The following is a 12,653-nucleotide window of genomic DNA, read 5'->3' on the forward strand; positions in this document are numbered from 1 at the left end:
GGGACTGACCGAGGTGAATGTTCGGATTACACCGACCTGAGATGTCGAGTCGAACTCAGGGCTTGAAGGATCTAGCTTGCGAGCGCGAGTCGAACTCAGGTTTGAACAGCATGAAGATCGGCTCCCTTTCCCCCTCGCCCCCCTGGGGGAGAGGGCGGGGGGTGAGGGGGTGGCGATCTTCAGCCGTGCGGCAATGCCAGCGGCGGTGCGAAGTCGAAAGGCGCCAACACAAACCCGTTCTCATCCACCTGCAACGCCCAGCCCTGACGATCCCAATCCCCCAGCACAATCCGCTTAGCCGCCTGATCGCCGATCTGCAACTTGTGGATGGCCGGGCGGTGGGTGTGCCCGTGAATCAGGGTTTTCACCCCGTATTCCTGCATGATCCGCGGAATTTCTTCCGGCGTGACATCGACGATGTCATTGGCCTTCATCCGCGTCTGCGCCCGGCTCTCGCTGCGCAGTTTGCGCGCCAGTTTGTGCCGGGTGCTCAACGGCAGGTGCCGCAGGATGAACAGAGTGACCGGGTTGCGCAGGTAGCGACGCAGCTTCATATAGCTTTCGTCGCGGGTGCAGAGGCTGTCGCCGTGCATCAACAAGACCGGCTCGCCGTAAAACTGCACGACACTCGGATCTTTCAACAGCGTGCAGCCGGCTTCCTTGCAGAAAGCCTTGCCGAGCAGGAAGTCGCGATTGCCGTGCATCAGAAAAATGGCCGTGCCGCTGTCGCTCAATTCGCGCAGGGCCTGGCAGATGGAACGCTGGAAAGGGGTCATGGCATCGTCGCCGATCCACGCCTCGAAAAAGTCGCCCAGAATGTACAGAGCACTCGCCGAGCGGGCGCGTCCGGCGAGCAAATCCAGAAACGCCCGGGTGATGTCCGGGCGCTCCTCTTCCAGATGCAAGTCTGAAATCAGCAATATCACGCTTCGATGATCTCGGCTTTCTCGATGATCACGTCGTCGCTTGGTACGTCCTGGTGGCCAGCCTTGGAGCCGGTCGAGACTTTCTTGATGCTGTCGACCACTTCAGTACCGGCGGTCACTTTACCGAATACCGCGTAGCCCCAGCCTTGAACGTTCTTGCCGCTGTGGTTCAGGAAGCTGTTGTCGGCCACGTTGATGAAGAACTGCGCGGAAGCCGAATGCGGCTCCATGGTGCGGGCCATGGCGATGGTGTACTTGTCGTTGGAAAGACCGTTGTCGGCTTCGTTCTGGATGCTTGGACGCTTGTCTTTCTTTTCCTTCATGCCTGGCTCGAAACCGCCGCCCTGGATCATGAAGTTACCGATGACACGGTGGAAAACGGTGTTTTCGTAGTGACCGGCTTTGACGTACTCGATGAAGTTGGCCACGGTGATCGGGGCTTTTTCAGCGTTCAGTTCGATGACGATGTCACCGTGGTTGGTGGTCAGTTTGACTTGAGTCATGGTCAGTACTCTTCATAAGGAATTCGTGGTCTTGGAGCCTCACGCCCCGCAACCGGTTCAGCCTGCTTAGGCCAAGGTGGGCAGTTTAGCGTGACAGGCGCGAATTTCGAGGCAGTTTTTCAATTGCCGGCGATTAAATGCGCGCCTTTATAAGGGTGTGCTCTGTCAGGCCCTTGACAGCATCGGCTATGATAGCGGCTTTGTTTTGTCTGGCCCCCTTTGCGGCCGCGCACATGTAAGTCAAGGATCCTATGAGCAAGCCCACTGTCGACCCTACCTCGAATGCCAAGTCCGGCCCTGCCGTGCCGGTCAATTTCCTGCGGCCGATCATCCAGGCAGACCTGGACTCGGGCAAGCACACCCAGATCGTCACCCGTTTCCCGCCTGAGCCCAACGGCTACCTGCACATCGGCCACGCCAAGTCGATCTGCGTGAACTTCGGCCTGGCCCAGGAGTTCGGCGGCGTCACGCACCTGCGTTTCGACGACACCAACCCGGCCAAGGAAGACCAGGAATACATCGACGCGATCGAAAGCGACGTCAAATGGCTGGGCTTCGAATGGTCCGGCGAAGTGCGCTACGCCTCGCAATATTTCGACCAGTTGCACGACTGGGCCGTCGAGCTGATCAAGGCCGGCAAGGCCTACGTCGACGACCTGACGCCTGAGCAAGCCAAGGAATACCGCGGCAGCCTGACCGAGCCGGGCAAGAACAGCCCGTTCCGCGACCGTTCGGTGGAAGAGAACCTGGACTGGTTCGCCCGCATGCGCGCCGGTGAGTTCCCGGACGGTGCCCGCGTGCTGCGCGCCAAGATCGACATGGCCTCGCCGAACATGAACCTGCGCGACCCGATCATGTACCGCATCCGCCACGCTCATCACCATCAGACCGGTGACAAGTGGTGCATCTACCCGAACTACGACTTCACCCACGGTCAGTCGGACGCCATCGAAGGCATCACCCACTCGATCTGCACCCTGGAGTTCGAAAGCCATCGTCCGCTGTACGAGTGGTTCCTCGACGCACTGCCAGTGCCGGCGCACCCGCGTCAGTACGAATTCAGCCGTCTGAACCTCAACTACACCATCACCAGCAAGCGCAAGCTCAAGCAACTGGTCGATGAAAAGCACGTCAACGGTTGGGACGATCCGCGCATGTCCACGCTGTCGGGCTTCCGCCGTCGTGGCTACACGCCAGCGTCGATCCGCAGCTTCTGCGACATGATCGGCACCAACCGTTCCGACGGCGTGGTCGACTTCGGCATGCTCGAGTTCAGCATCCGTCAGGACCTGGACGCCAACGCTCCGCGCGCCATGTGCGTGCTGCGTCCGTTGAAGGTCGTGATCACCAACTACCCGGAAGACCAGGTCGACAACCTCGAACTGCCGCGTCATCCGCAGAAAGAAGAACTCGGCGTGCGCAAGCTGCCGTTCGCCCGTGAAATCTACATCGACCGCGATGACTTCATGGAAGAGCCGCCAAAGGGCTACAAGCGCCTGGAGCCGAACGGCGAAGTGCGTCTGCGCGGCAGCTACGTGATCCGTGCCGACGAAGCGATCAAGGACGCCGACGGCAACATCGTCGAACTGCGTTGCTCCTACGATCCGGACACCCTGGGCAAGAACCCTGAAGGCCGCAAGGTCAAGGGCGTGATCCACTGGGTGCCGGCCGCTGCCAGCATCGAGTGCGAAGTGCGACTGTACGATCGCCTGTTCCGTTCTCCGAACCCGGAGAAGGCCGAAGACAGCGCGAGTTTCCTGGACAACATCAACCCTGACTCACTGCAAGTGCTGACCGGTTGTCGTGCCGAGCCTTCGCTGGGCAACGCACAGCCGGAAGACCGTTTCCAGTTCGAGCGCGAAGGTTACTTCGTCGCGGATATCAAGGACTCGAAACCAGGTCAGCCGGTATTCAACCGTACCGTGACCCTGCGTGATTCGTGGGGCCAGTGATCAAGTCTTAAGGAATGACCGTGCTTTCGATCTACAACACGCTCACCAAGAGCAAAGAAGTCTTCAAGCCGCTGGATGGCAACAAGGTGCGCATGTACGTCTGCGGGATGACCGTGTACGACTACTGCCACCTGGGCCATGGCCGCAGCATGGTCGCGTTCGACCTGGTGACCCGCTGGTTGCGGTTCAGCGGTTATGACCTGACCTACGTGCGCAACATCACCGACATCGACGACAAGATCATCAACCGGGCCAACGAGAACGGCGAGTCGTTCGAAGCGTTGACCGAGCGCATGATCGCGGCGATGCACGAAGACGAAGCGCGCCTGAACATCAAGAAGCCGGACATGGAACCGCGCGCCACGGATCACATCCCTGGCATGCACGCGATGATCCAGACCCTGATCGACAAGGGTTTCGCCTACGCCCCGGGCAATGGCGACGTGTACTACCGCGTCGGCAAGTTCATGGGCTACGGCAAGCTCTCGCGCAAGAAGATCGAAGACCTGCGCATCGGTGCGCGGATCGAGGTCGACGAAGCCAAGGAAGATCCGCTGGACTTCGTGCTGTGGAAAGGCGTCAAGCCGGGCGAGCCGAGCTGGGAATCGCCGTGGGGCGCCGGGCGTCCGGGCTGGCACATTGAGTGCTCGGTGATGTCCACCTGCTGCCTGGGCGAGACCTTCGACATTCATGGCGGCGGCAGCGACCTCGAGTTCCCGCACCACGAAAACGAAATCGCCCAGAGCGAAGCGGCCACCGGCAAGACCTACGCCAACGCGTGGATGCATTGCGGCATGATCCGTATCAATGGCGAGAAGATGTCCAAGTCCTTGAACAACTTCTTCACCATTCGCGACGTGCTCGACAAGTACCACCCGGAAGTCGTGCGTTACCTGCTGGTGTCGAGCCACTACCGCAGCGCGATCAACTACTCGGAAGACAACCTCAAGGACGCCAAGGGCGCCCTGGAACGTTTCTACCACGCGTTGAAAGGCCTGCCGAACGTGGCGCCGGCTGGCGGCGAAGCCTTCGTCGAGCGTTTCACCACGGTGATGAACGACGACTTCGGCACGCCGGAGGCCTGCGCGGTGCTGTTCGAGATGGTGCGTGAGATCAACCGTCTGCGCGAGAGCGATCTCGATGCGGCGGCCGGTCTGGCGGCGCGCCTGAAAGAACTGGCCAGCGTGCTGGGTGTGTTGCAGCTCGAAGCCGATGACTTCCTGCAGGCCGGCGCCGAAGGGCGTGTCGATGCAGCTGAAGTCGAAGCGCTGATCGCTGCGCGTCTGGCGGCACGTGCCGGCAAGGACTGGGCCGAATCCGACCGCATCCGCGACCAGCTCACCGCCATGGGCGTGGTGCTGGAAGACGGCAAGGGCGGCACGACCTGGCGTCTGGCTGACTGATTGCTGTGATTGCTACAAACAAAACCCGCCTTGTGCGGGTTTTTGTTTTTCTGCTGGTTGGGAGACTTGTGTTGACCTGAGATTACGCCCTCACCCTAACCCTCTCCCCCAGAAGAGGGGACTGAATGGGGGATGCTGAAGATATCCGGTGGCCTGAAAATAAAGCTTTGAATCAACAATCGACTGGATCTTTCAGGTCGATGTAGTACGCCAGACGCCTCGGTCGGCTCCCTCTCCCCTTGGGAGAGGGCTGGGGTGAGGGGTTGCTTTTGGCGTTCGCGTAGGTCCTGATGTTGCACGCAGCAGGAAGCTCATCAGCGGCGAATCCAACAACGGAGACATCATGGCAAACCACTATCGCGAACTCCTGATAACCCCCGGCGCAACGGGGTTGGTGCTCGCGAGCGCTATCGCGCGATTGCCGCAGGCGATGATCGGCATTGGCATCATTACCATGTTGGTGGAGCAAACCGGTATCTACTGGCTGGCCGGTGCAGTCGCCGGAACGTTCACCCTCGCCAATGCACTGATCGGCCCGTACATCTCGAAACTCGTCGATCAGCGTGGCCAGAGCCGTGTGCTGCCTGTCGTGACGACTTTCAGCATCGGCATGTTGCTGGCGCTGATCCTTGCCGTCTATATGAGGGCACCGGCGGCATTGCTTTTTGTCCTGGCTGCATTGGCGGGCACCATGCCGAGCATGCCGTCGATGATCCGGGCCCGCTGGACGCAACTGTTCCGGGGCAAGCCGCAGCTGCATACGGCGTTCTCCCTGGATACGGTGCTGACCGAACTCGCTTACATCATCGGCCCACCCTTGGCGATCGGTTTGAGCGTGAGCCTTTTTGCCGAAGCCGGGCCGCTGGTCGCGGTCGGGTTGCTGGCCGTCGGGGTGACGGCGTTTGTCCTGCAGCGTCAGACCGAACCCAAGGTTGTTGTGGGTCAAACGAGACATACGGGGTCAACTTTGCTGATTCCCGGCGTTCCCACCATCGTGCTGGCGCTGTTGGCGATGGGGGCAATCGGAGGCTCGATCGATGTCGCCGTCGTCGCCTTCGCCAATGCGCAAGGCTGGCCTGCCTCAGCGACCTTCATCCTCGCCGCCTATGCGTTCGGCTCGCTGGTGGCGGGCCTGACGTTCGGGGCCTTGAGGATTTCCCTGCCGATAGAAAAGCAGTTCTTTATCGGGATCCTGGTCACGGCCATCACAGGCGTATTGCCTTTGTTCTCACCTGACGTTTACGTCCTCTCGGCGATGCTGTTTATCGCCGGCATATCCTTTGCGCCAACCATGGTCGTGGTCATGAAGCTGGGGACGATCATCATCCCGCCATCGAGGATCACCGAAGGGCTGACCTGGATGACCACCGGCATCAGCATCGGCGTCGCCCTGGGAGGTTTGCTCTCGGGTTTGATCGTTGATGCCTATGGCGCTCGGGCAGGTTTCGGCGTAGCCGTTTTCGCCGGGCTGGGGATGCTGATAGTGGTGCTGGCGGGGCTGCGTACCTTGGGTGCCGTATCAATGAGTGTTGAACCGACCTGCCAGTAACCTGCGTTGTATGAAGCCACAAAAAACAAAACCCGCATCAGACGGGTTTTGTTTTTTGTGGCGGGTCTTAACTCAAGAGCCCGGTGCTGACCGCGACGATCAGGAAAACCCCCAGTACTGCGCGGTAAATCACGAATGGCCAGGTGGAGAACTTCTCCAGAAAGCGCATCAGGCCCCAGATCGCGAAAAACGCCGAGATGCTGGCAATCACCAGGCCGAAAATCAGGTGCGCCCAGGCTTGCGCCGGCAATTGCGCATGGAACAACACCCACAACTCCTTCAACCCCGCCAGCGCGATGGCCGGCAGCCCGAGCAGGAAGGAGAAACGTGCCGCCTCTTCACGCTTGAAATTGAGAAACAGCGCCGCCGTCAGCGTCGACCCAGAGCGCGAAACGCCGGGAATCAGCGCCCCGATCTGAGCGATACCCACGATCAGCGCATCGCGCAGACGCATTTCGCCGACGGTGCGGCGATGGCGACAGGTGAGTTCGGCGATGGCCAGCAGCACCGCCATCACCACGCAGGAAATCCCGATCACCATCAAACCGCGCAACGGCGAGTTGCAGGCGTTGAGCGTCGAGGACAAGGCGATGCCGGCAATACCGATGGGGATGGTTGCCAGCACGATGGCCACCGCGAGGATGAACCACTGATTGTTGAAATCCCGTTGTCGCACCGCCTCCAGGCTGCCGGTCGCAACCTGTCTCACATCGCGCCAGAAATAACTGACCACCGCCGCCAGTGCGGCCAGTTGCATGGCGGCGGAAAACGCCGAGCCGGGGTCCGGCCAGCCTAGCAGGGCCGGGACGATACGCATGTGGGCGGTGGAGGAAACGGGCAACAGCTCGGTGATGCCTTGAATGACGCCGAGGATGCCGATTTGCAGGTAATCCAGCGAGGCGAAGCCGATATCAAGGCCGGTAGAACAGATGTTGGTCAAAGAACTTACCCTGTGAGGATCAGGAAGAGGGGGCGAAAACCTGAAACATTTCGTCACAGTCTAGCGGGTACGGTCAATGGGTGCAGTGAAGGGTTTTTTAGGGTGATCGGACCCACGCCTTCGCGAGCAAGCTCGCTCCCACAAGGAATTGGGGTACGGCGCAGATTAAATGTGGGAGCGAGCTAGCTCGCGATTGACGGCGCAGCCGTCAGCAGTCAGCCTGGCGCAAGCGCTTATAAAGGGTATTGCGGCTCACCCCCAACCGCCGCGCCAGATGGGAAATATTGCCCCCGGCCGCCTGCAGTTCCCGATTCAACGCCTCACTGTCATTCAGATCGATCCCCAACGGTTCTGGGGTTTCCAGCGGCTCCATCTCCAGATCGACAAAAAAATCATCCGGCAGATGCTCAGGCCTTACCGGTTGTTCTTCGGCCATGGCCAGCGCGACCTGCATCACGCTGCTGACCTGACGCAGATTGCCCGGCCAAGGGTGGCGGTCGAACAACTCCAGCACTTCGCGGCTCAATCCCGCCCATTGCGTCGGTTCGCGATGTTGTTCCCACAACCGCTTGAACAGCGCCTGTTTGTCACTGCGCTCGCGCAGCGGTGGCAGTTCCAGGGTGAGGCCGCCGATGCGGTAGTACAAATCTTCGCGAAAGCGCCCCAGTTGCACCTGTTCGCGCAACGAGCGGTTGGTGGCGGAGATGATCCGCAGATCCACCGGGAACAACTCGCTGCTGCCCACCGGTTGCACGCAACGCTCCTGCAACACCCGCAGCAGGCGGGCCTGGGTCGGCAGCGGCATGTCGCCGATTTCGTCGAGGAACAACGTGCCTTTGTCGGCCTTGCGGATCAGGCCGATGCTGCCTTTCTGGTTTGCGCCGGTGAAGGCGCCTTTCTCGTAGCCGAACAGCTCGGACTCCACCAGTTCGGCGGGGATCGCCGCGCAGTTCACGGCGATGAACGCCTGTTTGCTGCGGGAACTGGCCTGATGCAAGGCTTTGACGAAGACTTCCTTGCCGACCCCGGTTTCACCGTGAATCAACAGCGGGATGTCTTTCTCCAGCAGTCGCTCCGCCTGGCGCACGGCTTTTTCCACGCGGCTGTCGCCGAAGTGCAGGGTGCTCAGGCTGATTCCCGTCGGTGCGGCGACTTTCGGTTCGGTGGGTCCGGACTCCGCAAACACCCGCGCCTGAATCGGTGCCTGTTTAGGCCGCTTCAACAGGCACTGGAATCGATTGCGCCCCGACGTCTGCAAGGAAAACGGCAAGCCGTCCGGTTGATTGAGTAACTCCAGCAACGACACCTTGAACAAACTCTCGACACTCACCCGCGACAGCCGCACGCCTAACAGATTGTCAGCCCGACGGTTGGCCGACAGCACCTGACCGCTCTCATCAAAGATCAGTAAACCCGCCCATTGGCTGTCGAGGTTGTTCAACCCGGTGTTGAAGGTCAGTTGAAAATGCTGGCCGTGGAACAGGTTGAGGATCAGCCGGTTCTCCACGGTCTGGCTCATCATCTTGACCATGCCGAGGGTATGGGAGGGCGGCAGGTAGCTGTCGCTGGACACATCGAGCACGGCGATGACCTTGCGCTCGGCGTTGAAAATCGGCGCGGCGGAACCGGTCATGAAGCGGTTGGCCTTGAGGAAATGCTCGTCGTGCTCGATGTGCACCGCCTGCTCGCAGGCCAGCGCCGTACCGATGGCATTGGTGCCGCTGGCGTGTTCCATCCAGCTTGCCCCGGCCTGAAAACCCCGCGCCAGATTCGGTTCGATAAAGCGCTGGGTACCCCAGGACGTCAGCACCTGGCCCTGATTGTCGGCCAGCATGATCAGGCAGTTGGAATTGCTCAGGATGTTCTCGTAGTACGGCAGCACTTCCTGGTGGGTGGTCTGCACCAGCGAATGGTGACTGTCGAGCAACCGGGCGATACCGGAGGCGGGCAACTGATCGAACGCCGGAGCACTTTGATGCTTGAGACCGAAGGCGCGGCAACGGGACCAGGAGTCCTGGACGATGGCTTCGTGGGAAAGCGGCGGGGCAGGTGCGGACATGGCAGTCAGCCTCTGAAAGCAGCGTTTTTATTATTGTTATTAGGCCCGTTGGGACCTGAAAAGCATCGATAGAGTGTTGTTCACTATTGTTCATTGTCAATCGTTGAACTGTTCAAATGTGTTCAGCAATGAAGGTGGTTTGCCCGCGTTTTCGGCGATTTTCGCGGTGAATCAACGGCTTGGGATTTCTGGCACGAATGTCGCTCTGTTGCACACGTCGCTTGACTCCAATAATAAAAAGGCCGAGCCATGTCACTCACCCTGGAGCACGTCAGCCGCACCGTCGAGGGCCAGACCTGGATCGACGATGCGAACCTGAAATTCGAACCCGGATCCTTCAACGTCCTGCTCGGGCGCACGCTGTCCGGCAAGACCAGCCTCATGCGCCTGATGGCCGGTCTGGACAAGCCCGACAGCGGCCGCATCCTGATGAACGGCGTCGACGTCACCCAGCGCCCGGTGCGTCTGCGCAACGTGTCGATGGTTTATCAGCAGTTCATCAACTACCCGACCATGACGGTGTTCGAAAACATCGCCTCGCCACTGCGTCAAGCCGGGATCTCCAACGAGCAGATCCAGAGCAAGGTGCAGGACACCGCGAAGATGCTGCGCATCGAGAAATTCTTGAAGCGCTATCCGCTGGAGCTGTCCGGCGGCCAGCAACAGCGCACGGCCATGGCCCGGGCGCTGGTCAAGGATGCCGAGCTGATCCTGTTCGATGAACCGCTGGTCAACCTCGACTACAAACTACGCGAAGAACTGCGTCAGGAAATGCGCGAGCTGTTCAAGGCGCGCCACACCATCGCCATCTATGCCACTACCGAGCCCAACGAAGCGCTGGCGCTGGGCGGCACCACCACCATTCTTCACGAAGGCCGGGTGATCCAGAGCGGCCCGTCGACCGAGGTCTATCACCAGCCGCAAACGGTGCTCGCGGCTGAGCTGTTCTCCGAGCCGCCGATCAACCTGATGCCGGGGCGCATCGCCGGTAACGAAGTGAGTTTCGCCAACTTCGTGCACTTCCCGTTGAACGTCGATCTGCGCCCGGTGGGCGAGGGCGAGTTCCGTTTCGGTGTGCGCCCGAGCCATATCTCGCTGGTGCCGAGCAACGATGACGACCTTGAATTGGCCGTGACCGTCGAGGTGGCGGAAATCAGCGGTTCGGAAACCTTCCTGCACGTGCGCAACGAGCATTTCCTGCTGGTGCTGCACCTGCCCGGCGTTCACGAATACGACGTCGATGCGCCGATCCGCATCTATATCCCGACCCATAAACTGTTTGTGTTCGATGCGCAGGGCCGTCTGGTGCAGGCACCGGGCCGGCGTGTCGCGAGGGTTGCCTGATGGCCGAAATCCGTTTGCAGTACCTCGCCCACAGTTACAGCAAAAGCCCAGGCGGGCCGGAAGATTACGCGATCCGCGAAATGGACCACATCTGGGAGCAGGGCGGTGCCTATGCCTTGCTCGGGCCGTCGGGTTGCGGCAAGTCGACCTTGCTCAACATCATTTCCGGCCTGCTCAGCCCTTCGCAGGGGCATGTGCTGTTCGACGGCAAAGCGGTCAACGACCTGACCCCGGAGAAGCGCAACATCGCCCAGGTTTTCCAGTTTCCGGTGGTCTACGACACCATGACCGTGTTCGACAACCTGGCCTTCCCGTTGCGCAATCAGGGCATGGCCGAGGCCAAAGTCCACAGCAAGGTGCAGGAAATCGCCGAAGTCCTCGACCTGCAAAACCTGTTGAGCAAAAAGGCGCGCAACCTCACCGCCGACGAAAAACAGAAAGTCTCCATGGGCCGTGGTCTGGTGCGCGACGACGTTTCGGCGATCCTCTTCGATGAGCCACTGACGGTGATCGACCCGCATCTGAAGTGGAAACTTCGGCGCAAGCTCAAGCAGATCCACGAGCAATTCAACATCACCATGGTCTACGTCACCCACGATCAACTGGAGGCTTCGACCTTCGCCGACAAGATCGCGGTGATGTACGGCGGTCAGATTGTTCAGTTCGGCACGCCCCGGGAGCTGTTCGAGCGCCCGAGCCACACCTTTGTCGGCTACTTCATCGGCAGCCCCGGAATGAACCTGATCGAGGTGCAGCCGCAACCGGGCGGGGTGGGTTTCAACTCGACCCATCTGCCGCTGTCCGACGCCTTGCAACGGCATATCGAACACGGCCAATGGAAGAACCTGAAGGTCGGCATCCGCCCCGAGTTCATTCATGTGTGGGACGAGCCGTTTGACGACGCGATGCAGGCGCGGGTCGTACACGTCGAAGACCTTGGCACCTACAAGATCATGACCCTGGATCTGGACGGCGCACCGCTGAAAGTGCGTCTGGCCGAAGACAAACCGGTGCCCCAGGGCACGGCGTACATCAGTTTTCCGGCGCAGTGGCTGATGGTCTATGCCGATGAGTTCCTGCTCGAAGCCAGCGAAGAGGTGCAGCCATGAACAAGGTGCAGAACAACAAGGCCTGGTGGCTGGTGTTGCCGGTGTTTCTGCTGGTGGCCTTCAGTGCGGTGATCCCGATGATGACCGTGGTCAATTACTCGGTGCAGGACATCTTCGACCAGTCCAGCCGCTACTTCGTCGGCGCCGACTGGTACAAGCAGGTGCTGCTTGATCCGCGTCTGCACGACTCGTTGCTGCGCCAGTTCATCTATTCGGCGTGTGTGCTGCTGATCGAAATTCCGCTGGGAATTGCCATTGCGCTGACCATGCCGACCAAGGGCCGCTGGTCGTCGGTGGTGCTGATCGTGCTGGCCATTCCGCTGCTGATTCCGTGGAACGTGGTCGGCACCATCTGGCAGATCTTCGGCCGCGCCGACATTGGCCTGATGGGTTCGAGCCTCAATGCCATGGGTATCAGCTACAACTACGCGGCCAACACCATGGATGCGTGGGTCACGGTTCTGGTGATGGACGTCTGGCACTGGACGTCGCTGGTGGCATTGCTGTGTTTCTCCGGGCTGCGGGCGATTCCCGATGTGTATTACCAGGCGGCGCGGATCGACCGGGCTTCGGCCTGGGCGGTGTTCCGTCACATCCAGTTGCCCAAGCTGAAGAGCGTGCTGCTGATCGCGGTGATGTTGCGCTTCATGGACAGCTTCATGATCTACACCGAGCCCTTCGTGCTTACCGGCGGCGGGCCGGGCAATGCCACGACCTTTCTGAGTCAAACGCTGACCCAGATGGCCGTAGGCCAATTTGACCTGGGGCCGGCGGCGGCGTTTTCGCTGGTGTATTTCCTGATCATCCTGCTGGTGTCCTGGCTGTTCTATACCGCCATGACCCACAGCGACGCCAACCGCTGAGGCCC

Annotated in this window: 10 protein-coding genes; 6 read left to right on the forward strand and 4 right to left on the reverse strand. The window is 60.3% G+C overall.

The window, feature by feature from the left end:
• Positions 1-179: 179 nt before the first annotated feature.
• Both lpxH and ACKLNA_RS01600 read right to left on the reverse strand, forming a co-directional pair.
• Positions 180-926 carry a UDP-2,3-diacylglucosamine diphosphatase gene (lpxH, locus tag ACKLNA_RS01595; protein ID WP_408984649.1) on the reverse strand — a complete coding sequence of 249 codons (747 nt, stop codon included), beginning with the start codon at positions 924-926 and terminating at the stop codon, positions 180-182.
• Complete coding sequence (locus ACKLNA_RS01600; RefSeq protein ID WP_085712420.1) at positions 923-1,429, reverse strand: peptidylprolyl isomerase; 507 nt, start codon at positions 1,427-1,429, stop codon at positions 923-925. The genes lpxH and ACKLNA_RS01600 overlap by 4 nt, the downstream gene beginning before the upstream one ends.
• A gap of 251 nt (positions 1,430-1,680) precedes the next feature.
• Here ACKLNA_RS01600 and ACKLNA_RS01605 point away from each other — a divergent pair, with 251 nt between their 5' ends.
• The 3 genes from ACKLNA_RS01605 (at position 1,681) to ACKLNA_RS01615 (ending at position 6,333) form a co-directional block, all read left to right on the forward strand.
• Positions 1,681-3,381, forward strand: coding sequence for a glutamine--tRNA ligase/YqeY domain fusion protein (locus ACKLNA_RS01605; protein WP_096822284.1), 1,701 nt, complete (start codon positions 1,681-1,683; stop codon positions 3,379-3,381).
• Between the two features lie 20 nt (positions 3,382-3,401).
• The gene (cysS, locus tag ACKLNA_RS01610) at positions 3,402-4,784 is read left to right on the forward strand and encodes a cysteine--tRNA ligase (RefSeq protein ID WP_248743201.1); all 1,383 of its coding nucleotides are present in this window, start codon (positions 3,402-3,404) and stop codon (positions 4,782-4,784) included.
• A 343-nt stretch (positions 4,785-5,127) separates the two neighbouring features.
• Positions 5,128-6,333 (forward strand): MFS transporter, encoded by a 1,206-nt coding sequence (locus tag ACKLNA_RS01615; protein WP_408984650.1) that lies wholly within the window; start codon positions 5,128-5,130, stop codon positions 6,331-6,333.
• 67 nt (positions 6,334-6,400) lie between these two features.
• Here the strand turns inward: ACKLNA_RS01615 and ACKLNA_RS01620 are convergent, their stop codons facing one another.
• Both ACKLNA_RS01620 and ACKLNA_RS01625 read right to left on the reverse strand, forming a co-directional pair.
• Positions 6,401-7,273, reverse strand: a complete 873-nt coding sequence (locus ACKLNA_RS01620; RefSeq protein WP_119428988.1) for an undecaprenyl-diphosphate phosphatase — start codon at positions 7,271-7,273, stop codon at positions 6,401-6,403.
• Between the two features lie 208 nt (positions 7,274-7,481).
• Positions 7,482-9,332 (reverse strand): sigma-54-dependent Fis family transcriptional regulator, encoded by a 1,851-nt coding sequence (locus ACKLNA_RS01625; protein WP_408984651.1) that lies wholly within the window; start codon positions 9,330-9,332, stop codon positions 7,482-7,484.
• Between the two features lie 249 nt (positions 9,333-9,581).
• Here ACKLNA_RS01625 and ACKLNA_RS01630 point away from each other — a divergent pair, with 249 nt between their 5' ends.
• From ACKLNA_RS01630 to ACKLNA_RS01640, 3 genes are read left to right on the forward strand one after another with little or no spacing between them, the layout of a single operon-like run.
• Positions 9,582-10,676 (forward strand): ABC transporter ATP-binding protein, encoded by a 1,095-nt coding sequence (locus ACKLNA_RS01630; RefSeq protein ID WP_408984652.1) that lies wholly within the window; start codon positions 9,582-9,584, stop codon positions 10,674-10,676.
• A complete protein-coding gene (locus ACKLNA_RS01635) occupies positions 10,676-11,785 on the forward strand; it encodes an ABC transporter ATP-binding protein (protein WP_408984653.1) in 1,110 nt (369 codons plus the stop codon). The genes ACKLNA_RS01630 and ACKLNA_RS01635 overlap by 1 nt, the downstream gene beginning before the upstream one ends.
• Positions 11,782-12,648 (forward strand): carbohydrate ABC transporter permease, encoded by an 867-nt coding sequence (locus ACKLNA_RS01640; RefSeq protein ID WP_085712412.1) that lies wholly within the window; start codon positions 11,782-11,784, stop codon positions 12,646-12,648. Before ACKLNA_RS01635 ends, ACKLNA_RS01640 begins: the two co-directional genes overlap by 4 nt.
• The last annotated feature ends 5 nt before the right edge of the window (positions 12,649-12,653 follow it).

The organism is Pseudomonas sp. UV AK001, from assembly GCF_046097675.1.
GTDB lineage: Bacteria > Pseudomonadota > Gammaproteobacteria > Pseudomonadales > Pseudomonadaceae > Aquipseudomonas > Aquipseudomonas kribbensis.

Bases quoted from the DNA above. Each gene is read 5' to 3' on its own strand.
- ACKLNA_RS01600 (WP_085712420.1), bottom strand. From the start codon at position 1,429: ATGACTCAAGTCAAACTGACCACCAACCACGGTGACATCGTCATCGAA.
- ACKLNA_RS01605 (WP_096822284.1), top strand. From the start codon at position 1,681: ATGAGCAAGCCCACTGTCGACCCTACCTCGAATGCCAAGTCCGGCCCT.
- ACKLNA_RS01615 (WP_408984650.1), top strand. From the start codon at position 5,128: ATGGCAAACCACTATCGCGAACTCCTGATAACCCCCGGCGCAACGGGG.
- ACKLNA_RS01625 (WP_408984651.1), bottom strand. From the start codon at position 9,332: ATGTCCGCACCTGCCCCGCCGCTTTCCCACGAAGCCATCGTCCAGGAC.
- ACKLNA_RS01630 (WP_408984652.1), top strand. From the start codon at position 9,582: ATGTCACTCACCCTGGAGCACGTCAGCCGCACCGTCGAGGGCCAGACC.
- ACKLNA_RS01635 (WP_408984653.1), top strand. From the start codon at position 10,676: ATGGCCGAAATCCGTTTGCAGTACCTCGCCCACAGTTACAGCAAAAGC.
- ACKLNA_RS01640 (WP_085712412.1), top strand. From the start codon at position 11,782: ATGAACAAGGTGCAGAACAACAAGGCCTGGTGGCTGGTGTTGCCGGTG.